Source organism: Amycolatopsis sp. NPDC051372 (assembly GCF_040682095.1).
Lineage (GTDB): Bacteria > Actinomycetota > Actinomycetes > Mycobacteriales > Pseudonocardiaceae > Amycolatopsis.
On record NZ_JBFBAF010000017.1, the window covers coordinates 183,234 to 207,506 of the forward strand.

25 protein-coding genes are annotated in these 24,273 nt (G+C 71.0%); 7 read left to right on the forward strand and 18 right to left on the reverse strand.

Translation table 11 applies throughout. From position 1 onward, the window contains the following. Nucleotides 1–58: 58 nt before the first annotated feature. The 6 genes from AB0M56_RS25860 to AB0M56_RS25885 all read right to left on the reverse strand — a co-directional run bounded on the left by AB0M56_RS25860 (nt 59) and on the right by AB0M56_RS25885 (nt 4,585). Complete coding sequence (locus AB0M56_RS25860; protein WP_364180070.1) at nt 59–994, reverse strand: YegS/Rv2252/BmrU family lipid kinase; 936 nt, start codon at nt 992–994, stop codon at nt 59–61. A gap of 10 nt (nt 995–1,004) precedes the next feature. Then, entirely contained in the window at nt 1,005–1,970 is a 966-nt protein-coding gene (tatC, locus tag AB0M56_RS25865; RefSeq protein ID WP_364180068.1) for a twin-arginine translocase subunit TatC, read from the reverse strand. Nucleotides 1,971–2,059: 89 nt separating this feature from the next. Next, complete coding sequence (gene tatA, locus AB0M56_RS25870) at nt 2,060–2,356, reverse strand: Sec-independent protein translocase subunit TatA (RefSeq protein WP_364180066.1); 297 nt, start codon at nt 2,354–2,356, stop codon at nt 2,060–2,062. A gap of 21 nt (nt 2,357–2,377) precedes the next feature. After that, a complete protein-coding gene (locus tag AB0M56_RS25875; RefSeq protein ID WP_364180064.1) occupies nt 2,378–2,605 on the reverse strand; it encodes a bacteriophage holin in 228 nt (75 codons plus the stop codon). Nucleotides 2,606–2,615: 10 nt separating this feature from the next. Further along, nucleotides 2,616–3,596: a WYL domain-containing protein gene (locus AB0M56_RS25880; RefSeq protein ID WP_220240771.1), complete on the reverse strand. Its 981-nt coding sequence runs from the start codon at nt 3,594–3,596 to the stop codon at nt 2,616–2,618. After that, complete coding sequence (locus AB0M56_RS25885; protein WP_364180061.1) at nt 3,593–4,585, reverse strand: WYL domain-containing protein; 993 nt, start codon at nt 4,583–4,585, stop codon at nt 3,593–3,595. The genes AB0M56_RS25880 and AB0M56_RS25885 overlap by 4 nt, the downstream gene beginning before the upstream one ends. Before the next feature lie 75 nt (nt 4,586–4,660). On the opposite strand from AB0M56_RS25885, the gene AB0M56_RS25890 reads away from it, so the two are divergent. Then, the gene (locus AB0M56_RS25890) at nt 4,661–5,359 is read left to right on the forward strand and encodes an SDR family oxidoreductase (RefSeq protein ID WP_364180059.1); all 699 of its coding nucleotides are present in this window, start codon (nt 4,661–4,663) and stop codon (nt 5,357–5,359) included. Here the strand turns inward: AB0M56_RS25890 and AB0M56_RS25895 are convergent. Both AB0M56_RS25895 and pafA read right to left on the reverse strand, forming a co-directional pair. Then, complete coding sequence (locus tag AB0M56_RS25895; RefSeq protein ID WP_364180204.1) at nt 5,356–6,390, reverse strand: oxidoreductase; 1,035 nt, start codon at nt 6,388–6,390, stop codon at nt 5,356–5,358. The two genes, AB0M56_RS25890 and AB0M56_RS25895, sit on opposite strands and share 4 nt — an antisense overlap. A 161-nt stretch (nt 6,391–6,551) precedes the next feature. Next, on the reverse strand, nt 6,552–7,910 hold the full coding sequence (gene pafA, locus AB0M56_RS25900; protein WP_364180200.1) for a Pup--protein ligase: 1,359 nt from the start codon (nt 7,908–7,910) through the stop codon (nt 6,552–6,554). 146 nt (nt 7,911–8,056) lie between these two features. Here pafA and AB0M56_RS25905 point away from each other — a divergent pair, with 146 nt between their 5' ends. Both AB0M56_RS25905 and AB0M56_RS25910 read left to right on the forward strand, forming a co-directional pair. Further along, nucleotides 8,057–9,556 carry a phosphatase PAP2 family protein gene (locus AB0M56_RS25905; protein WP_364180057.1) on the forward strand — a complete coding sequence of 500 codons (1,500 nt, stop codon included), beginning with the start codon at nt 8,057–8,059 and terminating at the stop codon, nt 9,554–9,556. 153 nt (nt 9,557–9,709) lie between these two features. Beyond that, nucleotides 9,710–10,885: an alpha/beta hydrolase-fold protein gene (locus AB0M56_RS25910; RefSeq protein ID WP_364180055.1), complete on the forward strand. Its 1,176-nt coding sequence runs from the start codon at nt 9,710–9,712 to the stop codon at nt 10,883–10,885. 76 nt (nt 10,886–10,961) lie between these two features. Here AB0M56_RS25910 and prcA read toward each other — a convergent pair whose 3' ends face one another. The 4 genes from prcA to dop form a co-directional block, all read right to left on the reverse strand. Continuing rightward, on the reverse strand, nt 10,962–11,741 hold the full coding sequence (gene prcA / locus AB0M56_RS25915) for a proteasome subunit alpha (protein WP_364180053.1): 780 nt from the start codon (nt 11,739–11,741) through the stop codon (nt 10,962–10,964). A gap of 68 nt (nt 11,742–11,809) precedes the next feature. Next, entirely contained in the window at nt 11,810–12,676 is an 867-nt protein-coding gene (gene prcB, locus AB0M56_RS25920; protein WP_364048730.1) for a proteasome subunit beta, read from the reverse strand. A 208-nt stretch (nt 12,677–12,884) separates the two neighbouring features. Beyond that, nucleotides 12,885–13,079 (reverse strand): ubiquitin-like protein Pup, encoded by a 195-nt coding sequence (locus tag AB0M56_RS25925; protein ID WP_220240779.1) that lies wholly within the window; start codon nt 13,077–13,079, stop codon nt 12,885–12,887. Between the two features lie 99 nt (nt 13,080–13,178). Continuing rightward, nucleotides 13,179–14,681: a depupylase/deamidase Dop gene (gene dop / locus AB0M56_RS25930; protein ID WP_364180051.1), complete on the reverse strand. Its 1,503-nt coding sequence runs from the start codon at nt 14,679–14,681 to the stop codon at nt 13,179–13,181. A 41-nt stretch (nt 14,682–14,722) separates the two neighbouring features. Here dop and AB0M56_RS25935 point away from each other — a divergent pair, with 41 nt between their 5' ends. Continuing rightward, nucleotides 14,723–15,235, forward strand: coding sequence for an NUDIX domain-containing protein (locus AB0M56_RS25935; protein ID WP_364180049.1), 513 nt, complete (start codon nt 14,723–14,725; stop codon nt 15,233–15,235). Here AB0M56_RS25935 and AB0M56_RS25940 read toward each other — a convergent pair. The 3 genes from AB0M56_RS25940 to AB0M56_RS25950 form a co-directional block, all read right to left on the reverse strand. Continuing rightward, nucleotides 15,226–15,852, reverse strand: a complete 627-nt coding sequence (locus AB0M56_RS25940; RefSeq protein ID WP_364180047.1) for a hypothetical protein — start codon at nt 15,850–15,852, stop codon at nt 15,226–15,228. The two genes, AB0M56_RS25935 and AB0M56_RS25940, sit on opposite strands and share 10 nt — an antisense overlap. 76 nt (nt 15,853–15,928) lie before the next feature. Next, nucleotides 15,929–16,852 carry an aldo/keto reductase gene (locus AB0M56_RS25945; RefSeq protein WP_364180045.1) on the reverse strand — a complete coding sequence of 308 codons (924 nt, stop codon included), beginning with the start codon at nt 16,850–16,852 and terminating at the stop codon, nt 15,929–15,931. 90 nt (nt 16,853–16,942) lie between these two features. Next, the gene (locus AB0M56_RS25950) at nt 16,943–17,284 is read right to left on the reverse strand and encodes a hypothetical protein (protein ID WP_364180043.1); all 342 of its coding nucleotides are present in this window, start codon (nt 17,282–17,284) and stop codon (nt 16,943–16,945) included. A gap of 116 nt (nt 17,285–17,400) precedes the next feature. Between AB0M56_RS25950 and AB0M56_RS25955 the strand changes: the two genes are divergently transcribed. Continuing rightward, complete coding sequence (locus AB0M56_RS25955) at nt 17,401–18,345, forward strand: DMT family transporter (RefSeq protein ID WP_364180041.1); 945 nt, start codon at nt 17,401–17,403, stop codon at nt 18,343–18,345. Between the two features lie 21 nt (nt 18,346–18,366). Here the strand turns inward: AB0M56_RS25955 and arc are convergent, their stop codons facing one another. Beyond that, nucleotides 18,367–20,169 (reverse strand): proteasome ATPase, encoded by a 1,803-nt coding sequence (gene arc, locus AB0M56_RS25960; protein ID WP_364180039.1) that lies wholly within the window; start codon nt 20,167–20,169, stop codon nt 18,367–18,369. 349 nt (nt 20,170–20,518) lie between these two features. Here arc and AB0M56_RS25965 point away from each other — a divergent pair, with 349 nt between their 5' ends. Then, nucleotides 20,519–21,544 (forward strand): hypothetical protein, encoded by a 1,026-nt coding sequence (locus tag AB0M56_RS25965; RefSeq protein ID WP_364180037.1) that lies wholly within the window; start codon nt 20,519–20,521, stop codon nt 21,542–21,544. Nucleotides 21,545–21,554: 10 nt separating this feature from the next. Then, nucleotides 21,555–22,007, forward strand: coding sequence for a hypothetical protein (locus AB0M56_RS25970; protein ID WP_364180035.1), 453 nt, complete (start codon nt 21,555–21,557; stop codon nt 22,005–22,007). A gap of 3 nt (nt 22,008–22,010) precedes the next feature. Here the strand turns inward: AB0M56_RS25970 and AB0M56_RS25975 are convergent, their stop codons facing one another. After that, nucleotides 22,011–22,841, reverse strand: coding sequence for a tRNA (adenine-N1)-methyltransferase (locus AB0M56_RS25975; protein ID WP_364180202.1), 831 nt, complete (start codon nt 22,839–22,841; stop codon nt 22,011–22,013). An 81-nt stretch (nt 22,842–22,922) separates the two neighbouring features. Next, nucleotides 22,923–24,080 carry a M50 family metallopeptidase gene (locus tag AB0M56_RS25980; protein WP_364180033.1) on the reverse strand — a complete coding sequence of 386 codons (1,158 nt, stop codon included), beginning with the start codon at nt 24,078–24,080 and terminating at the stop codon, nt 22,923–22,925. Nucleotides 24,081–24,273: the final 193 nt, after the last annotated feature.

The window sequence follows — 24,273 nt, forward strand, 5'->3', positions numbered from 1 at the left end:
GTTCCACACGGCACCGACAGTCCGCACGCGGCGTGCCGACCGGTGTGTGGCCGTGCGGTTACGGGGCGACGACGGTGAGCGCGCCGGGCACGCAGGTGGCGGTGACGGGGGTGGTGCCCTGGGATTCGCCGTCGGCGTAGGCGGGCCAGCCGGGGCCGGTTCCGGTTTCGATGCCGGTTTCGATACTCAGTGTCCGGGTGCGCAGGGTGCGGACGGCGGGGTGGTCGAGGTGCGCGCCGGTGCGCAGGCCGGGCAGCAGGCGCAGCAGCTGCAGGCGGCCGGCGGCGCCGATCACGGTGACGTCGAAAAGCCCGTCGTCCGGCGTGGCCTGGGGGCAGATCGGGACGCCGCCGCCGTAGTAGGGGGTGTTGCCGACGGCGATCAGCGTGGCGTCGAGCTCGAGGGTGCCTTCGTCGGTGTGGAGGGTGACGGGGCGGGGGCGGAAGGCAGCGAGCTCGGCGAGGATGGCGACGTCGTAGCGGCGGGGGCCGGAGGGCCAGCGGAGGCTGTTGGCGCGGGCGTTGACGGCGGCGTCGAATCCGGAGCACAGGACCGTGGCGAACCAAGCGCCCTGCTCTCCCGCGCCGCTGCCTTCCGCGCCGCCGAGGCGGCCGAGGTCGAGGGTGCGGCGGGTGCCGGCGCGCAGGGCTTCGGCGAGCTTGTCTGCGGCTGTGAGGGCGTCGGGTGGAGTGCCGAGGGCGCGGGCGAAGTCGTTGCCGGTTCCTGAGGGCACGAGGCCGAGGGCAACGTCGTGGTCGGCGCAGAACTGCACGCCTTGATGCGCGGCGCCGTCGCCGCCGAGGACGATGAGCACGTCGAGACCCTCGGCGTGCGCGGATCGCATGAGGGCTCGGGATTCCTCGACGCTGGTGGCGGTGAGGACGTCGAGCCTTTCGACGGCGAGGCGCAGCCGGGCGGCCACGGCGTCCGCGATCCGGGCCGCGGCTCCGTGGCCGGAGGCCGGGTGGACGGCGAGCGCCGCGGTGAGCCCCATGCGGTGGTGGTTACGTGATGTCGTCGGTCGACTGGCTGCGCGGCGAGGTCACGGGCTCGTCTTCCTCGACGGTGCTCGGCGTGTAGTTGAACGGTGCGGCTTCGTCGTCGTCGAGCTTGTCCCAGCCCTCGTCTTCGCGGATCTTGTCGCGCTTGCGGTCGTGGAAACGCGTGATCTGGATGGCGATCTCGAACAGCACGGTGAGTGCGGCGGCGAGACCGAGCATGGAGAACGGGTCGGAGCCCGGCGTCGCGAACGCGGCGAACACGAACAGCGCGAACAGGATGCCGCGGCGCCACCGCTTGAGCTGCTGGTAGCGGACGACCCCGACGAGGTTGAGCATCACCACGATCAAGGGGAGCTCGAAACTGACGCCGAAGATGAGCAGCAGCGACAGGATGAACGAGATGTACTTGTCCGCGGTCAACGCGGTCACGAACTGGTCCTGGCCGAAGCCTGCCAGCAGCGCCAGCGCGTGCGGCACGAGGAAGTACGCCAGCACGGCACCGGCGGCGAAGAGCACCGAGGCGAAGCCGACGAAGACGAGCGCGTACTTGCGTTCCTTCGTGTAGAGCCCGGGAGCGATGAACGCCCAGAACTGGTACAGCCAGAACGGCGAGAGCAGGACCGCGCCGGCCGCGACGCCGATCTTCAGGCGGACCATGAAGACCTCGAACGGCTGCGTCTGCAGCAGCCGGCACCCGGCCTGGTTGCCACCGAAGCGCTGTTCGGCGGGGATGGCGCAGTACGGGTGGGTCATGATGTCGCCGAGCGACGGGATCGGGCCGAGGTGCTGTTCGAACCAGATCCAGCCGAAGATGCCGCCGATGACGATGAACAGCAGGGCGAACCCGAGCCGGCGCCGGAACTCGTAGACGTGCTCGATGAGTGTCATCGTGCCGTCGGGGTTTCTCCGGCGGCTGCGCCGGCGCCGGTTGCTGGGGCGCGCGCCTGCGCCGTTGGCGGCTTCCGCCACTGGTCGTTCCGTTCTCGTCATAGCCCGCCGGAGCGCGCTGGGTGTTCAGCGCGCTCCGCGGACCGGGGACCGGGTGGGGTGGTCGGGCCTCAGCTGGCGTTCTTCTGCGGCTGCTCGGCCGCCTGCTGCTTCTTCAGCTCGTCGAGCTGGCGCTGGAGGTCGGCGACCTGCTGGTCCTGGGCCGGGGCGGTGGCCTGCGGGAGCTGGCGGGTCTCGACCTGCTCGGCCTCGTCCTTGTGCTCGCCGGTGAGGTCCTTGGTCTCGGCCTTGAAGATCTTCATGGACTTGCCGATGGAGCGGGCGGCGTCCGGAAGCCTCTTGGCCCCGAACAGCAGAACCACGACGAGCACCAGGATGATGATGTGCCACGGCTGCAGCGCGTTCATGGCGGTGGCCTCCTTGTTTCTTTAGTCGTTGCCGATGTTACTGGTTTCCGGTGCGTCGCGGCGCTGCGCCACGGCCACGCGAAGTGCTGCGGACCGGGCGCGGAGGAGTCCGGTCCGGTCCTGGGTGTTCGTAGCCACCATGCTCAGGGTGCGGCGGAACTGGCGCAAGACTCTGATCGTCTGTACTGCCAGGAGAATCAGGACGAGCAGGCCCGCCGCGAGCACTACGTAAGTGGGCAAGTACGACACGTGGGTTACCTTAACGGCCGTAGGTTGACGGTAGGTGACGGGATCGGGCCACCGCGTCGGCCGCTCGTCGTCGAACCGCGTCAGCGAGTGTGACGGGGCTCTCCACCTGCGCGTCTCCGGCGAGTCCGAGGACCAAACGGACCATCCAGGACTCGTCCGCATAGCGCATCCGGATGCGCAGCCGCCCACCGTCGAGTTCGGCGAGTTCTTCACACGGGTAGTACTCCGCGACCCAGCGCGCGTCGGGGTCGAGCACGAGCTCGGCCTCGCACTGGTCGGGCCGCGCTGAGAACACGCCGTCGGACAGGTCGGTGGGCCGCGCGTGGGCCGGGGGCGCGGCGGGTTCGTCGAGCACGGTCAGCTCGTCGATGCGGTCGAGGCGGAACAGCCGGACGTCCTCGACGCGGCGGCACCAGGCTTCGAGGTAGCCGACGGCCTGCACGATGAGCAGCCGCATCGGGTCCACGGTGCGTTCGGTGATCTGGTCCTTGGACGCGGTGTAGTACCGCATCCGCAGGGCGCGCCCGGCCTGTAGCGCGGCCGCGACCTCCTCGCGGGTCTTCGCGGCGCGTTTGCCCTCGCGCACGCCGCCGCCGACCACGACACCGGCCGGCTGGGCCTGGCCCGCGGCGTCCTCGATCTTGGCGATCGAGCGGCGCACGGCGTCGCCGTCGACCACGCCGGGGGTGTCGGCGAGCGCGCGCAGGGCCACGAGCAGCGCGGTGGCCTCGCCGCCGGTGAGGCGCAGGGGGCGGCTCATGCCGGCGTCGTGGGTGACGACGATGGTGTCGCCTTCGAAGGAGAGGTCGATCAGGTCGCCCGGGCCGTAGCCGGGCAGGCCGCACATCCACAGCAGTTCGAGGTCCTTGCGCAGCTGGCGCGGCGTGACGTCGAAGTCGTGGGCGGCCTCGTCGACGCGCACGCCGGGGCGCGCGAGCAGGTAGGGCACGAGCGCGAGCAGGCGCGGCATGCGTTCGGTGGAGCCGCTCATCGGCCGCTCCCCTGCTCGGCGCGGGCGAGGACGGCTTCGAGGCGGTGCTGCACGGATTTGGCGAGCACGTCGGGTTCGAGCACGAGCACGTCGGGTCCCTGGGCGGCGATCCAGTCGGCGGCCGACTCGGGGAAGAACAGGCCGATCTCGATGAGGTCGCCCTCCTCGCCGTCGATCGTGTCGCGGCCGACGACCTCGCCGCGGCGGCGCACGCCGGCGGCGCGCCCGTCCGCGACCCAGAGGCGGGCGGTGGTGACGGGGCTGGATTCCTCGCTGCCGCCGGTGACGGACACGAGCTGCAGCAGCTTCACACCCTCGGGCCGCGTCACCGCGCCGGGCTCGCCGATCGGGGTCACTTTGCCGGTGACGCGGGAGAGCCGGAAGCAGCGGGTCGCGCCGCGGTCGCGGTCGTGCCCGACGACGTACCAGCGAGCGCGCCAGGACACGACTCCCCACGGTTCGAGCTCACGCATGCGGCGTTCCGGGGAGCCGACGCGGCGGTACTCGAAGCGCACGGCCTGGCCGCTCTGCACGGCGGCGAGCAGCGGCCCGAACGCCGGCTCGGCGCGCACGCGGGGTTCGATCACGGTGGGCGCCTGGTCGTCGACCTCGACGCCGGCAGCGCGCAGCTTCACGAGCGCGCCCTGGGCCTGCCCGGTCAGCTCGGGCGAGTCCCACAGGCGCACGGCGAGGCCGACGGCGGCCGCTTCGTCGGGGGCCAGGTCGATCTCACCGAGCTCGTAGTCGCGGCGGGCGATGCGGTAGCCCTCGACGGGGTCGAACGCGGAGTTGCGGCCGGTCTCCAGGGGGATGCCGAGCTCCCGCAGCTCCGTTTTGTCGCGTTCGAACGTGCGGAAGAAGGCCTCGTCGCTGGCCGCGTCGGCGTACCCGGGCACGATTCCGCGAATCCGCTCGGCGGTGAGGTACTGCCGGGTGGACAGCAGGGCGAGCACGAGGTTGACCAGCCGTTCGGCGCGTGCGGTGGACACCCGTACAACCCTAGCTCTCCTCGTCGTCCCCGATCGTGAGGTTCCCCGAACGCGTCGCGACCCTAGCCTGGAACCATGGCTGAACGTGTACTGCTGGTGACCGGAGCGTCGCGAGGGATCGGGGCGGCCACGGCCAGGCGCGCCGTGTCGGCGGGGTTCCGGGTGGCGCTCGTGGCCCGGAAATCCGAGGCCGTGGCCCCGCTCGTGGCCGAGTTCGGCGAGGAAAACGCGCTGGCGCTGGCCGCCGACGTCACCGACTGGCGGGGTGTGTCGGGCGCGGTCGAGGCGACGCTGGCGCGGTTCGGGCGGCTGGACGCGGCTTTCGCGAATGCCGGGATCGGCATGGGCGTGTCGTTCTTCGGCGACGGCGGCGCGGAGCCCGAACAGTGGCGGGAACTGGTGCTGACCAACGTTTACGGTCCCGCGCTCACGGCCCGTGCCGTGCTGCCGGCGTTGGCGGACACGAGCGGTCATCTCGTGCTGACGGGTTCGGTCGCCGGCCGTTACCCGCGCAAGGGGAGCCTGTATTCGGCGACGAAGTGGGCGGTGAGCGGGCTGGCGGCGGGAATCCGGGAGGAGGCCGTCGGCACGGGCGTGCGGGTCACGCTGGTGCAGCCCGGCATCACCGACACCGACATCCTGACGGATGAGCAGCGGCGCAAGCCGAAGCTCGAGGCCGACGACGTCGCCCGCGCGGTGCTCTACGCGCTGGAGCAGCCGCCGTCGGTGGACGTCAACGAGATCATGGTCCGCCCGGCCGGGCAGGTCCTTTAGCGCTCCAGCCGGGCGACGCGGCCGCCGGTGCCGCCGGCCCAGCAGCTGCCCGCGGGCGCGCAGTCGACGGTGTCGAAGCTGCCGGTGTCGAACCGCGTCCAGTGGCGGCCGCCGTCGGGGCTGAGGTCGCTGCCGCCGGGGCCGACGGCGATGACGGAGCCGCCGAGCCACGCGAGCCCGGAGCGGTAGCCCGCGGGGTATTGCGCCGGGGTGCGCCAGGTACGGCCGCGGTCGGCGCTGAGCGCGACGGCCGGGCCGGGCGCCGTGGGGTTCGCGAAGTCCCCGCCGATCGCGACGCCTTGCCACGGCGTGCGGAACGCGAGCGCGAACACGCCGGCGGACGCGCTGCTGGGCAGCGGGGTGTCGGCGACGGTCCAGTGGTGCCCGGCGTCGCCGGTGTGCAGCACCCGGGCGCGGTCCCCGCCGCCCATCGCGAGCCACGCGTCGAACGGCCCGGAGGTGGCCACGCACTGGCCGCTCGCCGCGAAGCCCGCTTCGCCGGGCAGGGCGGGCGGGAATGCGCTGTCGGGGATCTGCCGCCAGGTACGGCCGCCGTCCGCGGTGGCCTGCACGCGGAACTTCCCGTCGACGGGGTCGCTCATCGCGTGACCGCGCCAGGGGTCGAAGAAGGCGAAGCAGTCGTAGAACGCTTTCGGGTCGGGGTTGGCGAACGTCTGGCGCCAGTGCCGGCCGGCGTCGTCGGTGCGGTAGACGCGCGAGTCCTCCCCGGGGCCGATGGAGAGCACCACGGCGTGGTCGGCGTCGAAGGCCTCGATGTCGCGGAACTCCAGCGTCTCCGTGCCGGGCGGCCCGACGGGGCTCCAGGTGCGGCCGCCGTCCGTGGTGCGCAAGACGGTCCCCTGCGTGCCGCTGACCCACGCCACGCGCCCGCTGACGGCCGAAAGCCCCCGGAACTGCGCCGGGAGCCCGGTCGGCGTCAGCCGCCACGACGGGAGCCGCTGAGCCGCGCCCGCCACCCCACCGGCGACCAGCGGCAGCACCGCACCCAGCAGAACCACCAACGTACGCACGAGCCGCATGCGGCCGATCTTGCCGCACCCGGACGGCGACTTTCGTCGGGAACGCCGGATCTGCCAACCGCCCGTCGGGCCCGAGCCGATTGCGCCGGAAATGCCCGAGGGCCGCCTCGCGTGGTGGCGGGGCGACCCTCGGCGGCTGCGGTCCTGGCGGGTTACAGCGAGCTGATCAGACGTTCCACTCGCTCGTCCACCGAGCGGAACGGGTCCTTGCACAGCACGGTGCGCTGGGCCTGGTCGTTGAGCTTGAGGTGGACCCAGTCGACGGTGAAGTCGCGGCCGGCGGCCTGGGCGGCGGCGATGAAGTCTCCGCGGAGCTTGGCACGGGTGGTCTGGGGCGGGGTGTCCTTGGCGGCTTCGATCTCGCCGTCGTCGGTGACGCGCTTGACCAGGCCCTTGCGCTGCAGCAGGTCGAAGATGCCCCGGCCGCGGCGGATGTCGTGGTAGGCGAGGTCGAGCTGGGCGTTGCGGGGGCTGGTGAGGTCCTGGTCGTGCTTCGCGCGGTAGCGCTCGACGAGGCGGTGCTTGATGGCCCAGTCGATCTCGGTGTCGATCTTCGCGAAGTCCTGCTGTTCGACGGCCTCCAGGGCGCGGCCCCACAGCTCGACCACCCGCTCGTTGGCGGGGGTGGAGCCATTCTCCTTGAGGTGCTGCACGGCGCGCGCGTGGTACTCGCGCTGGATGTCGAGCGCCGAGGCCTCGCGGCCGCCGGCGAGGCGGACCTGGCGACGGCCGGTCAGGTCGTGGCTGATCTCGCGGATCGCCCGGATCGGGTTGTCGAGGGTGAAGTCGCGGAACTGCACGCCGGCCTCGATCATCTCGAGCACCAGGTTCGCCGACCCGATCTTGAGCATCGTGGTGGGCTCGGCCATGTTCGAGTCGCCCACGATCACGTGCAGGCGCCGGTAACGCTCGGCGTCGGCGTGGGGCTCGTCGCGGGTGTTGATGATGGGGCGCGAGCGCGTGCTGGCGCTGGAGACCCCCACCCCGATGTGCTCCCCCCGCTGCCTGACGCAGTACACGGCGCCGCGGGGGGTCTCCAGGACCTTGCCCGCGCCCCATATGACCTCGCGGGTCACGAGCAACGGCAGCAGCACCTCGGCGATGCGGGAGAACTCGCCGGCGCGCGTCACGAGGTAGTTCTCGTGGCAGCCATACGAGTTGCCCGCGGAGTCGGTGTTGTTCTTGAACAGGAAGATGTCGCCGCCGATGCCCTCGTCGGCCAGCCGGCGCTCGGCGTCGACCAGCAGGTCCTCGAGGATCCGCTCACCGGCCTTGTCGTGCGTGACCAGCTGCGTGAGGTCGTCGCACTCGGCCGTCGCGTACTCGGGGTGCGAGCCCACGTCGAGGTAGAGCCGGGAGCCGTTGGAGAGGAAGACGTTCGACGAGCGTCCCCAGGACACGACCCGCCGGAAGAGATACCGCGCGACCTCGTCGGGCGAGAGCCTGCGCTGACCGTGGAAGGTGCACGTGACCCCGAACTCGGTCTCGATGCCAAAGATCCGCCGCTGCATCCCACCAGAGTAGGCGCTGCACCCCCTTGAGCGGTGCGCCGATCGGGCGGCGACACCCGGTCGGTACGTTGCGTGGGGTGAGAAATCGCGCGAATCCGGCGACGGAGCAGCGTGGCCCAGGCCGGACGGAGAAGAGGCCAGCGACGGTGTTGTACCAGCTCAGCCGCCCGTTCCGGAAGGTGGGGCGCTCCGATCGGGCCCTGATCCGCCGTAGCGCGGCCCTGCCGAAGACCCGCGCCGACGATGTTTTGGGCCGGCTTTCGAAATCCGCGAACAAATCGCGCCTGTGGTGGGTCGTGGCCGCCGCACTGGCCACGCGCAAGGGTGCGACGCGCCGGGGAGCGCTGCGCGGGATTGTCGCCATCGCCGGGGCAAGCGCGGCCGCGAACCTGCTCGGCAAGCCGATGTTCCCCCGCCGGCGCCCGGCCGAGGACGAGGTGCCCGAGCACCGGCGGCTGCGCAAGCGGCCCACGTCCTCGTCGTTCCCGTCCGGCCACGCGGCATCGGCGGCCGCGTTCGCCACGGCCGTCGCGATGGAGTCGCCCAAGGCCGGGCTCGTCGTCGCACCGCTGGCGGGCGCGGTCGCGTACTCGCGGGTGCACACCGGCGTCCACTGGCCCAGTGACGTCGGCGCCGGCCTGGTGATCGGCGTCGGGGTCGCCGCCCTGACGAGGCACTGGTGGCCGCTGCACCCCGACGTGCCCGCCCGCACCGCGCACACGGCCGAAGCGCCGGAGATGCGTGACGGCGAGGACATGCTGGCCCTGGTCAACCCGCACTCCGGCGTCGACGGCCAGGACCCGACCGAGGACGTCCGCTACGCCTGGCCCAAGGCCACGCTGCTCTACCCCGACCCGCACCAGGACCTGCGCGACCAGCTCGCGGCCGAGATCGACGCCCGCGGCGGCTCCGTGCGCGCGCTGGGCGTGGCGGGTGGTGACGGCACGGTCGCCGCGGTCGCGTCCGTGGCCGCCGAACGCGGCCTGCCGCTCGCGCTCATTCCCGCGGGCACGCTCAACCACTTCGCCCGTGACGTCGGCGTGCGGTCGATGCCCGACGCCGACGCGGCCACCGAAGCCGGCAACGCGGTCGGCATCGACCTGGGCGAGGTCGAGGTCCACGGCGCGGGCGAAGCGGAGCACCGCTGGTTCGTGAACACCGCGAGCCTCGGCGGATACCCCGAGATGGTCCGGCTGCGCGAGAAGCTGCAGCAGAAGCACCCGAAATGGCCTGCGGCCGCGCTGGCGCTGGCCCGCGTGCTGCGCGGTGCGAAACCGCTGCCGATCCTGCTCAACGACGAACCCGCTGACGTCTGGCTGATCTTCGTCGGCAACGGCACCTACTCCCCCAAGGGCTTCGCGCCGTCGCGGCGCCCGGCGCTGGACACCGGCTTGCTCGACGTGCGCTACCTGCGCGCCGACGTGCCGTACTCCCGCGCCCGGTTCCTGCTCGCGATGGTGACCAACAGCCTCAACGCCAGCCACGTCTACCAGCAGCTGGACGTGCCGGAGCTGCGCGTGAAGCTGCTCGGCGGCAACCGCCGCGTCGCCACCGACGGTGAGGTCGGGCCGCTCGGCAACGAGTTCACCTTCCGCGCCCGCCCCAGCGCCCTGACGATCTACCGCAACCCCGACAACCGGGCTTGACCAGCGCTTTACCCGCTCACAGCGAATCCACAGCACCTCGTCCCTAGCGTGATCACGTCAGGTGCGGGCGACCCTGCCCGCTTCCGTTCACGGCAGGGAACCCCTCGTGCGTTTTTCCTCATGCGATGCCACGCGCCCGGCGGTGCGATCGTGATGCCGCAAGCCGCGGTCGACCCGGTACTGCCGCCCGACATCACGGCACAGGCGCGTGACCTCGGCCCGCTCGAGTCACCGGCGATCTGGCTGACCGCCGCGGGCGCGGCCGTCGCCGTACTCGCCGTGACCATCGTGCTCGGGCACCACCGGCGCGCCCGCCGCTGGGGAACCAGCGGCGCGGTGGTGCTCTTCCTCCTCGCGGCCGTGACCGCCGTGAACAGCTACGTCGGCTACGTCCGCACCCCTGGCGACCTCGGCCGGCTCTTCGAACGCGGCTCCGGCGCGGCCGACGCCGTGGGGATGCTGCTCGACGACGGCGCCGACGAACCCGACGCGCCGGCCGCCACCGCGCAGCGCCACCCCGCGGTGGTGAGCAGCGGGCAACGCGTCGACGTGCTCAGCCTGCCCGACCCCGCCGACACCGTGCCCTCGGGCGAGAACTACGTGATCCTGCCGCCCGGCTACGACGACCCGGCCAACGCCGGCCACCGCTACCCCGTCGTCTACCTGATCCACGGCTACCCCTACGGCGGCCCGCGCGATTGGCTCACCTCCGGCGCCGCGCCCGACGCGCTGCACAACCTCGAAGCCGACCACGTGATCGCCCCGATGATCGTGGTCAGCGTCGACCTCACCGCCGGCGTGCCCAGCAAGGACTGGGAAGGCCTCGACGTCCCCGGCGGCCCGCAGCTCGAGACCTACCTCGCCAAAACCGTCGTCACCGGCGTCGACCACCGCTACCGGACCCTCGCCGACCGCCGCCACCGCGCACTCGGCGGCATGTCCGGCGGCGGGTTCGCCGCCCTCAACACCGGCCTGCACCACCTCGACGAATTCGCCACCCTCGTGATCGCCCTGCCCTACGACGACCTCAACGACTCCATCGGCGTCCTCGACGGCCATCCCTCCGCCATCGCCGCGAACACGCCACGCCACTACCTGCCGACGATGACGTTCACCGCACCGATCTCCGTGCTCCTCGCGGCCGGCACCGGCGCCCCCACCGACGTCGCCACGGCCCACTGCATCGCCGACGCGCTGCACCGCCGCGGCCAGGACGCCGTCGTCCACACCGAACACGGCTTCAACCATACCTGGCACACCGCCCGCGCGACCCTGCCCTACCTCCTGGCCTTCGCCGACCAGAACTTCCGCAGCACGCCGACGTCCTGAACCAGTCCTGAAACGCCGAGTGGGCCGCCCGGAAACCCGGACGGCCCACTCGCACGACCACTTCATTCCGTGGCCGTCACTCCTTGGCGGAGTCACCGTCCGAGTCACCCTCGGCCGGCTTCTCGGCGTCGTCCTTCGCCGGCGCCGCGGGCAGCAACGCATCCAGCGCCGCCCCGGTCAACCGGCGGAACGCCCGCCGCGGCCGCGCCCGATCCAGCACGGCCACCTCGAGCTTGATCTGGTCCGGTTCGGCAGCGGCCGCACCGTTGTTGCCGTTCGACGACGACGCGGACGCCCGCAGGCCCTCGATCGCCGTCGCCAGCGCCGTCGCCAGATCGTGCTCCGGGTCGACGGTGTCCTTCAGCTTCGTGCTGATCGGCTCGGTCTGGCCACCCATCACCACGAACGGCGACTCGTCGAAGATCGACCCGTCGTAAGTCAGCCGGTACAGCTGATCCTCCGACTGATTCGCCCCGACCTCGGCGACACACACCTCCACCTCGAACGGCTTCAGCTGCTCGGTGAAGATGCTGCCCAGCGTCGCGGCATACGCGTTCGCCAGCGCCCGCGCGCTCACGTCACGCCGGTCGTACTGATAGCCCTTCAGGTCCGCATGCCGGATCCCTGCCACCCGCAGGTTCTCGAACTCCGAGTACCGGCCCACCGCGGCGAACCCGATCCGGTCATAGATCTCCGACACCTTGTGCAAGGTCGCCGACGGGTTCTCCGCCACGAACAGCACCCCGCCGGAATACTTCAGCACCACCACGCTCCGGCCGCGCGCGATGCCCTTGCGCGCCAGCTCGGAACGCTCCCGCATCAGCTGCTCGGGAGAGGCATACAACGGCATCGTCACGGTGTCGGCTCCACGTTCTCCGGTGTACCGGCGGTCGAAGGTTCAGCGTTCGGGAAAGTCACCGGTGATCAGCTCGGCCGGTGGTGCGTGCGCTCGGCGCGGCCGGCCACCACGGCCTCCGCCACCGCCGCCGTCTGCTCCGACGGCAGCTGCACCGCACCGGTCTCGGCGGTGATCGTGACAACGCTCGGGAAGATGCGCCGCACCAGGTCCGGCCCACCACTCGCCGTGTCGTCGTCCGCGGCGTCGTACAACGCCTCCACGGCCGCCCGCACCGCGGCGTCGACATCCGCGTCGGGGTCGTACAGCTTCTTCAACGCCGACTTCGCGAACAGCGAACCCGAACCGACACCCGCGTACCCGGCGTTCTCCTCGTAGCGCCCACCGGCGGCGTCGTACGAGATGATCCGGCCGGCGCGCTTCGCGTCCTCGGCCTCCAAGTCATAGCCCACGAACAGCGGCACCACGGCCAGGCCCGCCATCGCCATGTCCAGGTTGGCCTTCACCATCCCGGCCAGCTTGTTCGTCTTGCCGTCCAGCGACAGCGACACACCCTCGATCTTCTCGTAGTGCGCCAGCTCCACCGCGTACAACCGGACCATCTCCACGGCCAGGCCCGCGGTACCCGCGATCCCCACCGCCGAGTACTCGTCCGTGACGTGCACCTTCTCGATGTCCCGGCTCGCGATCAGGTTCCCCGACGTCGCCCGCCGGTCACCCGCGATCAGCACACCCCCGGCGAACGTCAGCGCCACGATCGTGGTCCCGTGCGGCACCGCCAGCTCACCCGCCCCGGACGACGGCACCCGCCGCGCCGGCAACAGCTCAGGCGCCTGCGCCCGCACGAAGTCCGCGAACGACGACGAAGCCGGCGAGAAGTACGAAGCAGGCAGGCCGGGTCCCGAAAAACCCGCCCGAGGGAAGGTGTTGTCCATACGTGCTCTTGGTTCCCATCTGTATCGGCTGAAGAAACAACGCTGAAGCCGCGTGCCGAAGCTGCGCAACCCGAAACCGTGGCGAGGCGAACTCTGCCGCGCCATCCGTCGCCGCGCAGTATGTCGCCCGCACCGCCGAAGTCGCGCAGCGGCACGCCAACCGACAACCGCCCCCGGAAACCCGAGGGCGGCTACCGGCCGCGAACGACTACTCGCCGCCCTTCTGCACGTAGGCGCGAACGAAGTCCTCGGCGTTCTCCTCCAGCACGTCGTCGATCTCGTCGAGGATCGTGTCGACGTCCTCGCCGAGCTTCTCGCGCCGCTCCTGGCCCGCCGCTCCGGTGGCTTCGAACTCCTCGTCGGAGTCTCCACCGCCGTGCTTCTCGATCTTCTCCTGCGCCATATCGCCTCCCGGTGTGGCCGATGATTCCTAGCCTACCCAGCGGCCCCGACATTCGGGGCAACGCCGCGATCCCGATCCGCGGCCCCGTGCCGGTTCGGACTAGTCCGAACCGGTGATCGCCTCGACCAGCTCCTCGGCCGTCGCCGCCGCGTCCAGCAGCTTCCCGACGTGCGCCTTCGTGCCCCGCAGCGGCTCCAGCGTCGGGATCCGCACCAGCGACTCCTTGCCCACGTCGAAGATGACCGAATCCCACGACGCGGCCGCGATCGACGTCGCGTACTTCTCCAGAGCCCGCCCCCGGAAGTACGCCCGGGTGTCCGACGGCGGAGTCGTGATCGCCGCCTGGACCTCCTCCTCCGTGACCAGCCGCTTCATCGACCCACGCGTGACCAGCCGGTTGTACAGGCCCTTCGCCAGCCGCACGTCCGAGTACTGCAAGTCCACCAGCCGCAACCGCGGCGCACCCCACGCCAGCTGGTCCCGCTCCCGATACCCCTCCAGCAGCCGCAGCTTCGCCGGCCAGTCCAGCCGGTCCGCGCACTCCTGCGGATCCCGAGCCAACGCGTCCAGCACCTCGCCCCAGACCCGCAGAACCTCCTTCGACGCCTCGTCCGCACCCGTGCGCTCGAGGTTCGCCGACGCGATCTCGTGGTAGGCGAACTGCATGTCCAGCCCCGAGAACTTCTTCCCGTTCGCCAGCTCGACCTTCGTCTTCAACGTCGGGTCGTGACTGATCTTGTGCACGGCCCGCACCGGCTCGTCCAGCTTCAACTCGTCGAACCGGATCCCCGACTCGATGAGATCCAGGATCAGCGCCGTCGTACCCACCTTCAGGTAGGTCGAATACTCCGACAGGTTCGCGTCACCGACGATGACGTGCAGCCGCCGGTACTTGTCCGCGTCCGCGTGCGGCTCGTCGCGCGTGTTGATGATCCCGCGCTTCAGCGTCGTCTCCAGGCCGACCTCGACCTCGATGTAGTCCGACCGCTGCGACAGCTGGAAACCGGCCTCTTCGCTCTGCTGGCCGATCCCGACCCGCCCCGAGCCCGTCACCACCTGCCGCGACACGAAGAACGGCGTCAACCCGGCGATGATCGCGGTGAACGGCGTCGACCGCGAACACAGATAGTTCTCGTGCGTGCCGTAGCTCGCACCCTTGCCGTCCACGTTGTTCTTGTAAAGCTGCAACGGCGGCTGACCCGGCACGGACGCCGCCTTCAGCGCCGCCTCCTCCATCACCCGCTCGCCGGCCTTGTCCCAGATCACCGCGTCCCGCGCGTTCGTGACCTCAGGCGCCGAATACTCCGGGTGCGCGTGGTCCACATACAGGCGCGCACCGTTCGTCAAAATGACGTTCGCGGCGCCCAGATCCTCCACGTCCGGGTCGTGCCCCGGCCCACCCGGACCCGTCAAGTCGAACCCGCGCGCGTCGCGCAACGGCGACTCCACCTCGTAGTCCCACCGGGCCCGGCGAGCCCGCGGAATGTCAGCAGCCGCCGCGTAGGCGAGCACCACCTGAGTCGAGGTGAGCACCGGGTTCGCCGTGGCGTCCCCGGGCACGGCGATGCCGTACTCGACTTCGGTTCCCATGATCCGACGCATACCCACCACCCTACGGGGTAAGGCCGTGCGACGATGCCCCCATGCCAGGCAGTGACGAACTCGTTGCCCTCTATGACCGCACCGGCCACGTCGTGGGCCAGGCCCCCCGCTCCCGCGTCCGCGCCGAAGGACTGTGGCACGCCGCCGGCGTGGTGCTCGTCCGTTCGGGCGACGGCGAATCCGTGTACGTCCACCTCCGCACCGCGGACAAGGACATCTTCCCGTCCACCTGGGACTGCTGGGCCGGCGGAGTCGTCGCCGCAGGCGAAACCCCCGCCGACTGCGCCCGCCGCGAGCTCGCCGAAGAACTCGGCGTCCACGGAGTGGAACCGGAACCCCTGTTCACCAAGATCTACGACAACGGCACCGTCCACTGCCACAACTTCGCCTACGAAGTCCGCTGGGACGGCCCCATCCACCACCAGGCCGAAGAAATCGTCGAAGGCCGCTGGCTCCCCCTGACCGAACTGCGCGCCTGGGTCGACGACCCCGAAAGCCCCTTCATCCCCGACGGCCGCGAAGGCGTCCAGGAGTGGTTCCGCCGCTACTGCTGAGCAACCAGCTTCGCCACGACCTTCGGCAGCAACCGCTTCGCCGCGTCCGCCGCCCGTGCCGGCGTGCTCGCCGCGACGCTCAACGCCGACACCAGCTCACCCTTCGCCACCAGCACCGTGCAGGTCGCCCCGTCGCACCACGCCCGCTGCTGCGAAACACCCGGCTGCGGCGCGATCGTCAGCACCTGACCGGCACAATCCGCAGCGGCCACCACATCCGCACCCGACCCACCCGCGTACGCCGTGACCTCGTGCGTGATCCCCGAACCACTCGGGTACACCCAGCTCGCCGACCGCCGCTCCCCCTGAGCCAACCCCGACAAGCACCCCGACGCCTTCCCCGGCCCGGGCGCCACGCCCTCCTCCGCAACGTCCTCATCGGACAGCAACGCGGTCGAAGCCGCCCCAGCGGCCAGAATCCGAGGATCGGGCGCGGCGGACGTGGGAGAACTCGGCGGCGCGGCAGGCGGCGGAATCACCGGCGCGGACGACGTCGCGTCGTTCACCGGCGTCGGATCGTCGTAGTACGTCTCGAGATCGTTGGGCCGGTTGCCGCACGCGGACGTGAGCCCTACGAGCGCGACCGCCGCCACCGCGAGCACCTGCCGATGACGCACCTGCCGCCCCTCCGGAAGATCCGAGAACCGCGGCCCACCCGCCAGGCCCGCGCTGCAGCGAGGGTAGTGCAGCCCCTCAGTCCCACCCGAGGTGGGACCGGTGCCGCCAGTACTCCTCCGGCGACTCCGCCAGAGCCGCCAACTCGGCCACCTCGTCCGCAGTCAGCGAAACCCGGGTGGCCGCCAGGTTCGCGGCCAGCTGCGCAGTGCTCGACGGACCCACCAGCGCCGCCGAAACCCAGTCGTTCGCCAGTACCGCCGCCACCGCGACCGCGTCCGGACCCACCCCGTGCGCGGCGGCGATGCGCGCGAGCGGCGCGGGCGCCTCCACGGCCAACCGCCCGTTGGCCAGCGTCTCCTTGACCAGCACCCGTTTCCCCGCCGCCCGCGCCTGGGCGAGCGCCCCGCCGACCGACGGCTCCAGGACGTTCCAAGTGGACTGCACCGACGAGAACACCGGCCGCCCCGCCGCTTCCAGCTCGAACGCGCGCAGCACAGCGTCCGCCTGCGCCGGCCCGGACGTGGAGAACCCGACCTCGACGCCCTGATCGGACAATCCCGCCAGCGCTTCGATCAGCGCAGCGTCGGAGAACAAGGAACTGTCCACAGTGAGCGAATGCACCTGGTACAGGCTCACTTGGTCGGCCAGCAGGGCCCGCGTCTCGGCCCACTGCTCGGCGAACCGCGCCGCCGAGTGCTCCTTGACCTCGTGCACCGGCGCGTCGAGCCGCCACTCGCCGACGTAGCGGTAGCCCCACTTGCTCGACACCGTCACGTCGGTGTGGCCGGTCTCCGCGAGCCAGCTCGCGAGGAAGTCCTCGGCCAGCCCGTAGGAACGCGCGACGTCGACCCAGCGCACGCCCGCCGCGTAGGCCGCGTCGAGCACCTCGTGGGTCGCGGCACGCATCGCCGGCACGTCCCGCGTCCCCGGCAGCTCCCGGCCCAGGTTGATGTACGCGGGCCGGCCGAGAGCGGCGAGCCCGACCGCGATGCGCTCCATTCGGTGTCCTTGTCTGTGCGGGTTTTGTGTGGTGACGCGAATGCATTGCCGGGTACGGATTTTTTCTCCAACAGCCAGATGTATAGGTCGTTATACGGATTGTTTGTGCCGGAGGATGGCGAGCCATTGTCCGGAGTTCTGGGCTTGGCGGTGGAGTTTTTCCAGCCGGGCGGCGGGCGCTCGGACGTAGCCTTTGCCGAAGACCGGGGCGATCTGGCGGAGGCTGGCGCCTTCCTCGCGGGCGGCGAGCAGAGCCCAGTCTGACGCGTCGGCGCAGGCGGCGGACGCGCGGCGCAGCTCCCCCAGCAGGTCGATGAGGTCGTTGGCGTTCAGCTCCCCCGCTTGGACGGCGGCCGCGGTCGTCTCCAGCCAGGTGAGGACGTCGGCTTCGGTGATCGGGGCGCGCGGGCGCGGAGTGTCGTCGGTGCTCACAGCCAGGAAGTATAGGGCGTTATACACCAGACTTGAGCGAGATGGCCGAAAAGCGCTGGCCTCCCGGCGTGGCGAACCCCTTGACTGACCACGAGCAGGCGGCGATCAGGAGGGTCATGAGCGGGCGGTTCGGCGTCAGTGCGCGGTTTGTCGCGCTGGCGGTGGTGTGGGGCGCGAGTTTTCTCTTCATCAAGGTCGGGCTGGAGGGCCTCTCCCCTGCCCAGGTGGCGTTCGCGCGGGTCGGGTTCGGCGCGCTCGCCCTGGCGGTGGTCCTCGTGGTGCGCCGCCGGCCCCTCCCCCGCGACCGCGCGCTGTGGGGTCACCTCGCCGTGGTGTCGGTGCTGTTGTGCGTCGCGCCGTTCCTGCTGTTCTCGTGGGCCGAGCAGTACATCTCGTCCGGGCTGGCCAGCATCTTCAACGCGACCACGCCGTTGCTGACGATGCTGTTCGCCGCGGCGGCCCTGCCGGCCGAGCGCCTCACCGCCGCGCGCGTCTCGGGGCTGCTGCTGGGGTTCGCGGGTGTGCTGACGCTCGTCGGCGTGTGGCAGGGCGTGGACCTGTCGCACGAGCTCACGGCCCAGCTGGCGTGTCTGGGCGCCACGACGTGCTACGGCGCGGCTTTTGTGTACCTGCGCCGGTTCGTGTCGCCGCGGGGCGCGGATCCGGTGGTGGTCGCGTTCGGACAGGTCGGGTCGGCGACCGTGCTGCTGGCCCTGCTGTCGCCGCTCATCGCGGCGCAGCCGATGCACCTGAGCGTGGCCGTGGTGGTGAGCATGCTCGCCCTCGGTGTACTCGGGACGGGCATCGCGTACGTGTGGAACACACGCGTAGTAGCGGCCTGGGGCGCGGCGCACGCCTCGTCGGTGACTTACCTCACACCGGTGGTCGGGGTGGTGCTCGGCGTCCTCGTGCTGCACGAGCCCGTGCACTGGAACGAACCCGCCGGCGCCGTCCTGGTGGTCCTCGGAATCCTGGCATCGCACGGCAAGCTCACGCCGCGCCGCCGTGTGGTGCAGGTGCAAGGCGCGAACGAAAGCGTGGGGCCACCGGCGAACCGGTAGCCCCACGTCTCGAAACGACTTCTACAGGTACTGACCCGTGTTCGTGGCGGTGTCGATCGCCCGCCCCGAGTCCTGGTTCTTGCCGGTGACGAGCGTGCGGATGTAGACGATCCGCTCGCCCTTCTTGCCCGAGATCCGGGCCCAGTCGTCCGGGTTCGTGGTGTTCGGCAGGTCCTCGTTCTCCGCGAACTCGTCGACGATCGCGTCCAGCAGGTGCTGCACACGCAAGCCGGGCTGCTGCGTCTCCAGCACGGACTTGATGGCCGATTTCTTCGCCCGGTCCACGATGTTCTGGATCATCGCGCCCGAGTTGAAGTCGCGGAAGTACAGGACTTCCTTGTCCCCGTTGGCGTAGGTCACCTCGAGGAACCGGTTTTCGTCGCTCTCCTCGTACATGCGCTCGACCGTGTGCTGGATCATCGCGTCGAACGTGGCCTTCTGGTCCCCGCCGAACTCCGCCAGGTCGTCGGCGTGGATCGGCAGGCCTTCGGCCAGGTACTTGGAGAAGATGTCCTTCGCGCCTTCGGCGTCCGGACGCTCGATCTTGATCTTCACATCGAGCCGGCCCGGCCGCAGGATCGCCGGGTCGATCATGTCCTCACGGTTGGAGGCGCCGATGACGATGACGTTCTCCAGCCCTTCCACACCGTCGATCTCCGACAGCAGCTGCGGCACGATCGTGGTCTCCACGTCGGAGGACACGCCCGAACCACGGGTGCGGAAGATGGAGTCCATCTCGTCGAAGAACACGATGACAGGAGTGCCCTCGGAGGCCTTCTCCCGTGCCCGCTGGAAGATCAGGCGGATGGACCGCTCGGTCTCGCCGACGAACTTGTTGAGCAGCTCGGGACCTTTGATGTTCAGGAAGTAGGACTTCCCGTCCGCCTTGTCGCCCCGTGCCTGCGCGACCTTCTTGGCCAGGGAGTTGGCCACCGCCTTGGCGATGAGCGTCTTCCCGCAGCCCGGAGGCCCGTAGAGCAGCACACCCTTCGGCGGCCGCAGCTGGTATTCCTGGTAGAGATCGGCGTGCAGGAACGGCAGCTCCACCGCGTCGCGGATCTGCTCGATCTGCCTGCTCAGGCCACCGATGTCCTCGTAGCGGACGTCGGGCACCTCCTCCAGCACCAGGTCCTCGACCTCGGCCTTCGGCACGCGTTCGTACGCGTACCCGACCTTCGTGTCCACGAGCAGCGAGTCGCCCGGCTTGAGCGGCTGCTCGGCCAGCGGTTCGGAGAGCAGGACGACCCGCTCCTCGTCCGCGTGCCCCACCACGAGGGCACGGGGCACGCCGCCCTCGTCCTCGGGTGCGAGCACCTCACGCAGTGCGCACACCTCGCCGGTGCGCTCGAAATCGCCGCCTTCGACGACGGTGAGTGCCTCGTTGAGACGCAGCGCCTGACCACGGCGCAGCGACGAGATCTCCACGGCCGGCGACACCGAGACCCGCATCTTGCGGCCCGCGGTGAAGACGTCCACCGTGTTGTCCTCGTACGAGGTGACGAAGACCCCGTAGCCGCTCGGCGGCTGAGCCAGCCTGTCGACCTCTTCGCGGAGGGCGAGCAGCTGACCACGCGCCTCGCGCAGGGTCTCGACCAGTTTCGTGTTGCGCTCGGTGAGCTGGCTCACCCGTTCGGACGCCTCGGCGAGGCGCTGTTCGAGAACTCGGTTCTGCCGCGGCGAATCGGTGAGTTTGCGACGCAAGAGCGCCACTTCCTCCTCGAGAAAACGGATCTGCCGGGCTTGTTGTTCCGCCGTCTGCCCAGCTCCGCCTGTTGCTGAAGGGTCGGCCTCCTCGCGCCGACCTCCGGGAAGGTCATGATGCATCGGGCACCTCCTCGGAGTGCTTTTCATTCCACGGTACCGGCGATCACCGACAATAAAAGGCCTTTCCGCATCACAAGATCGGCGCGTCGCGATTTCCGCACCCGCTCAGCACGGTCGTCACGGATGCGCAAGCGGCCGATTCGGTGCCCGGACACCGGAGGCCGTCACGCCGTGTTCACCAGGCGAAAGCGAGCACGGTGCAGGTACCCTCGGCCGCCGCCGCCAACCCTGGTTTCGCCGGATTCCGGCCTGAGCGCACGGATCCCGGGTGGCCTGGCTAGCATCGCCCGGGGTTCACCTCACCCGGTGGCCAGGTCGGCACGCGAAGGAACACTAGGGGGCACCACACATGACCTACCCGCCGCAGCAGCCCGGTGGTCACGGCCAGCAGGGCGGTGGCTACGGAGGTTACGGGCAGCAGCCGAATCCCTACGGACAGTCCCAGCAGGGCCCAGGTCAGCCCCCGTCCGGCCCTCAGCAGCAGCCCGGCTACCCCGGCGGGCAGCCCTACGGCGGGCAGCCGCAGCCGGGCACCTGGCCCCCACAGGGCGGGTACCCGCAGTCCGGTCCGCAGCAGCAGCCGGGCTACCCGGCTCAGCAGCCCCCGCCCTTCGGGCAGCAAGATCCGTACTCCCAGCCACCGCAGTACGGCCAGCAAGATCCCTACCAGCCCCACGGCGGGCCCCAGCAGTACGGGCAGCAAGATCCGTACCAGCAGGGCGGAACGCAGCAGTTCGGGCAGCCGGAGGGCCAGCAGCAGGGCGGTTTCGGCGATCAGTACGGCCAACCGGGTGGTTATCAGTCCTTCGGCGGCTACAACGAGCAGCCTCCGAAGAAAAAGAAGACCGGCCTGATCGTCGGGATCGCCGTCGGCGTCGTGGTCGTGGTGGGTGCCGCGATCGGTCTCGTCATCGGGCTTTCGGGTGACGACAAGGACAAAACCGACACCGCAGCCCCGCCGGCGCCCCCGGCCGTGAGCAGCCCGGGCGGGGGCCTGCCGAACACCGGCGTGCCGACCCGGCCCAGCACGAGCACCGGTTCGACCCCGTCGACGCGTTCGGCCTCCGGCAGCAACTCGCCCGCACCCGGCGGGAAGCAAAGCGCGCAGGAGCTGTTCCAGGCCGCCGCGGACGACTTCACAAGCGGCGACGGTGCCGCCCTCGCCGGACTGGCCTGCCGCAGCCTCTACAACGGTGGCGCCGTGGACATCCCGACCACCCAGATCCAGCTCACGGGCGCCGCACAGGAGAACGGCGACACTGCGTCCGTGCGGTACAAGGCCACGCAGGGCGCGAGAACGGCGAACGGGACGATGACCTCGAAGCGCGAGGCCGGCGTCTGGTGCCTGGTCGACGCCCAGGCGGACAAGCAGTGAGACCCCGGCGGTGAGTGGCAGACTCACCGCCGGGCTCGTCGTGCTCGGCGCTCTCGTGGCCGGCGCGGTGCTCGGCCTGGTGCTGGTCGCACCGGCCGGGCCCTCACCGCCACCGCCTGCCGCGACTTCCCAGCCGGCGAGCGTCCCCTCGTTTTCCTCGCCCGCGAGCGACGCGGACGTCGCCGCGACGAACGTGCTCGCCAACGCCATCGTCGACGCCATCAAGCGCGGCGACGCCACGGAGTTCGGCCGGCTCACGTGCGAACCGCAGACTTCCCAGGCACTGGCCGAACTGCAGTCGAAGTGGGACGCGGCGGGACCGCTCACCGTGACCCTGGCGAGGCCGCCGAACGTGGCCGGGGACTCGGCCGGCGTCACCGTGCACGTGGAAGGCCCGGGCGGGCGCAAGGACACGCCGTTCCCGATGCACCGGGAACGCGGCCGGTGGTGTGTGCCGGGCTAGGCCTCAGCCCTTGCCCTTCGCGGGCCGGCGCGACACGCGCGGGGACACCGTGCCGTCTGCCAGCCGGCGCGCGGTGAGCAGGAACGCCGTGTGCGCCACCATCCGGTGGTCCGGCCGCACCGCGAGGCCGACGACGTGCCACGGGCGCATCAGCGTCTCCCACGACTCCGGTTCGGTCCAGCACTGCTGTTCCCGCAACGACTCCGTCACACGGGAAAGCTGTGTGACGGTCGCCACATACACCGTGAGGACGCCGCCCGGCACGAGGTGCGCGGCGACGTTCGGCAGCTGGTCCCACGGCGCGAGCATGTCGAGCACGACCCGGTCGACCTCGCCGGTGTGCGTGGCCAGGTCGGCGACGGTGAGCGTCCAGTTGTCCGGCTTCTCGCCGAAGAACTTCACGACGTTGCGCTCGGCGTGCTCCGCGTGGTCGTCGCGGATCTCGTAGGAGGACACGTGCCCGGCCGGGCCGACGGCGCGCAGCAGCGAGAGCGTCAGCGCGCCCGAGCCGGCACCGGCTTCGAGGACGCGCGCGCCCGGGAAGATGTCGCCCCACATCACGATCTGCGACGCGTCCTTGGGGTAGATAACCTGGGCGCCGCGCGGCATGGAGAGCACGTAGTCCGGCAGCAGGGGCCGCAGCGCGAGGTAGTTGCTGCCGCCGGCCGAGGTCACCACGGAGCCCTCGGGGAGCCCGATCAGCTCGTTGTGCGCGAGCGCACCGCGGTGGGTGTGGTACTCCCCGCCCTCGGCGAGCGTGAGGGTGTAGTGCCGGCCCTTCGAGTCCGTCAACTGAACCCGGTCTCCTGCGCGAAACGGTCCGCTGACCGACAACTTCTTCCTCCACCTCACACGCGAAACGCTGGCGTCAGATCCTCGCAGGTCGTCCGCGCGGGCCGCCGGTCGGGTGCACTCTCAGTGAGCGTGGCGGCCGCGCACGAACGCAGCCCGGAGGTCTTCGCGGCGCAGCACGCCGGCGGGGCGGCCCTCGTCGTCGACCACGAGGAACTGCCACGCGGGGGTTTCGCGCACGCGTTCGGCGATCTCCTCCCCCGGTTCGGAGGCCAGCAGTACCGTCTCGGCACGGATCGGCTCGGCCGCGAGCTCCGCCGGGGCGTGCGGGTGGGTCCCGGCCAGCTGTTCGGCGGCCTGCTCGTCGAGCAGCCCCGCGGCGACCCCGTCGGCGCGCACCAGGACGACCCCGCGGCCGGCCGAGGCGGCCAGCGCGTCGGACACCGGGCTTTCCGCGGGCAGCTGCAGAACGGGGCGGACCAGCTCGGTCAGCTCGAGGCCGTCGGGCCAGCTGCGCCGGGCTTCGGCCGCGAGCTCCGCACGGGCGCCGAGGATCACGAACCACGCCGTGACCACGCAGACGCCGAGCCGCAGCCAGCGGTCCTCGCTCTGGGTGGCCAGGCCCCACAGCGCCCACACGATCAGGCCCGTTGCGACCACCGCGCCCCCGGCCACGGCGGCGCGTGTGCCCTTGGCGCGCAGCCCCGTCGCGGCCCAGACGCCGGCCCGCACGAGGCGGCCGCCGTCGAGCGGCAGCCCGGGAAGCAGGTTGAACACGCCCACCGCGAAGTTCGCCACGGCGCACTCCGCGACCAGCAGCCACACCGCACCGTCAGGCGGCACAGCGAGCATCAGCAGGGCACAGAACCCGCCCAGCACCAGCGAGACCGCCGGCCCGGCCGCGGCCACCAGCCCTTCCTGCCCGGGCCGGCGCGGCGTTCGCGCCACCTCGGACAGCCCGCCGAGCAGAAACAGCCGCAGCCGCCGCACAGGAATCCCCAACCGCAGCGCCACGAGGCAGTGCCCTAGCTCGTGCGCGAGCACCGACAGCCCCAGCAGCACCGCGAACGCGGCCGCCAGCAGCCACGACGTGGGCGTCGACGCGTCCGGCAGCAGCCGCCCCACCAGCGGCGCGTACAGCACCACGATGATCAGCGACCCGATCCACCACGACGGCGCCAGCAGCACCGGCACCCCGGCCACCCGGAACAGCAGCAGCCCGCCGTCGCCGGGCGTGGCGCGCCGGGACGGCCCGGCACCGTGCTGTCGGGTCGCGGCCATGCGGGCAAGAGTAGGGGTCAAGGTGTGGGAAGGGAGTGACCTGTGTCCGTGTCCTTGGCCCTGGCTCCGCCGGGCCGGGCGAGATCGCTGTGTTTTCTGCCCGGCTTCGCAGGGGCGTGCGAGATCGCCTTTGAGCCGGCTTCCGGATTGGGGCGGTCGGATCGGCCGGGGGCCGATCGCACCGCCCCAATCC

Bases quoted from the DNA above. Each gene is read 5' to 3' on its own strand.
- pafA (WP_364180200.1), bottom strand. From the start codon at position 7,910: ATGCAGCGGCGGATCTTTGGCATCGAGACCGAGTTCGGGGTCACGTGC.
- AB0M56_RS25980 (WP_364180033.1), bottom strand. From the start codon at position 24,080: ATGGCCGCGACCCGACAGCACGGTGCCGGGCCGTCCCGGCGCGCCACG.
- AB0M56_RS25860 (WP_364180070.1), bottom strand. From the start codon at position 994: ATGGGGCTCACCGCGGCGCTCGCCGTCCACCCGGCCTCCGGCCACGGA.
- tatA (WP_364180066.1), bottom strand. From the start codon at position 2,356: ATGAACGCGCTGCAGCCGTGGCACATCATCATCCTGGTGCTCGTCGTG.
- arc (WP_364180039.1), bottom strand. From the start codon at position 20,169: ATGCATCATGACCTTCCCGGAGGTCGGCGCGAGGAGGCCGACCCTTCA.
- prcB (WP_364048730.1), bottom strand. From the start codon at position 12,676: ATGGACAACACCTTCCCTCGGGCGGGTTTTTCGGGACCCGGCCTGCCT.
- AB0M56_RS25955 (WP_364180041.1), top strand. From the start codon at position 17,401: ATGAGCGGGCGGTTCGGCGTCAGTGCGCGGTTTGTCGCGCTGGCGGTG.
- AB0M56_RS25935 (WP_364180049.1), top strand. From the start codon at position 14,723: ATGCCAGGCAGTGACGAACTCGTTGCCCTCTATGACCGCACCGGCCAC.
- AB0M56_RS25880 (WP_220240771.1), bottom strand. From the start codon at position 3,596: ATGAGCGGCTCCACCGAACGCATGCCGCGCCTGCTCGCGCTCGTGCCC.
- AB0M56_RS25945 (WP_364180045.1), bottom strand. From the start codon at position 16,852: ATGGAGCGCATCGCGGTCGGGCTCGCCGCTCTCGGCCGGCCCGCGTAC.
- AB0M56_RS25890 (WP_364180059.1), top strand. From the start codon at position 4,661: ATGGCTGAACGTGTACTGCTGGTGACCGGAGCGTCGCGAGGGATCGGG.
- dop (WP_364180051.1), bottom strand. From the start codon at position 14,681: ATGCGTCGGATCATGGGAACCGAAGTCGAGTACGGCATCGCCGTGCCC.
- AB0M56_RS25965 (WP_364180037.1), top strand. From the start codon at position 20,519: ATGACCTACCCGCCGCAGCAGCCCGGTGGTCACGGCCAGCAGGGCGGT.
- AB0M56_RS25910 (WP_364180055.1), top strand. From the start codon at position 9,710: ATGCCGCAAGCCGCGGTCGACCCGGTACTGCCGCCCGACATCACGGCA.
- AB0M56_RS25925 (WP_220240779.1), bottom strand. From the start codon at position 13,079: ATGGCGCAGGAGAAGATCGAGAAGCACGGCGGTGGAGACTCCGACGAG.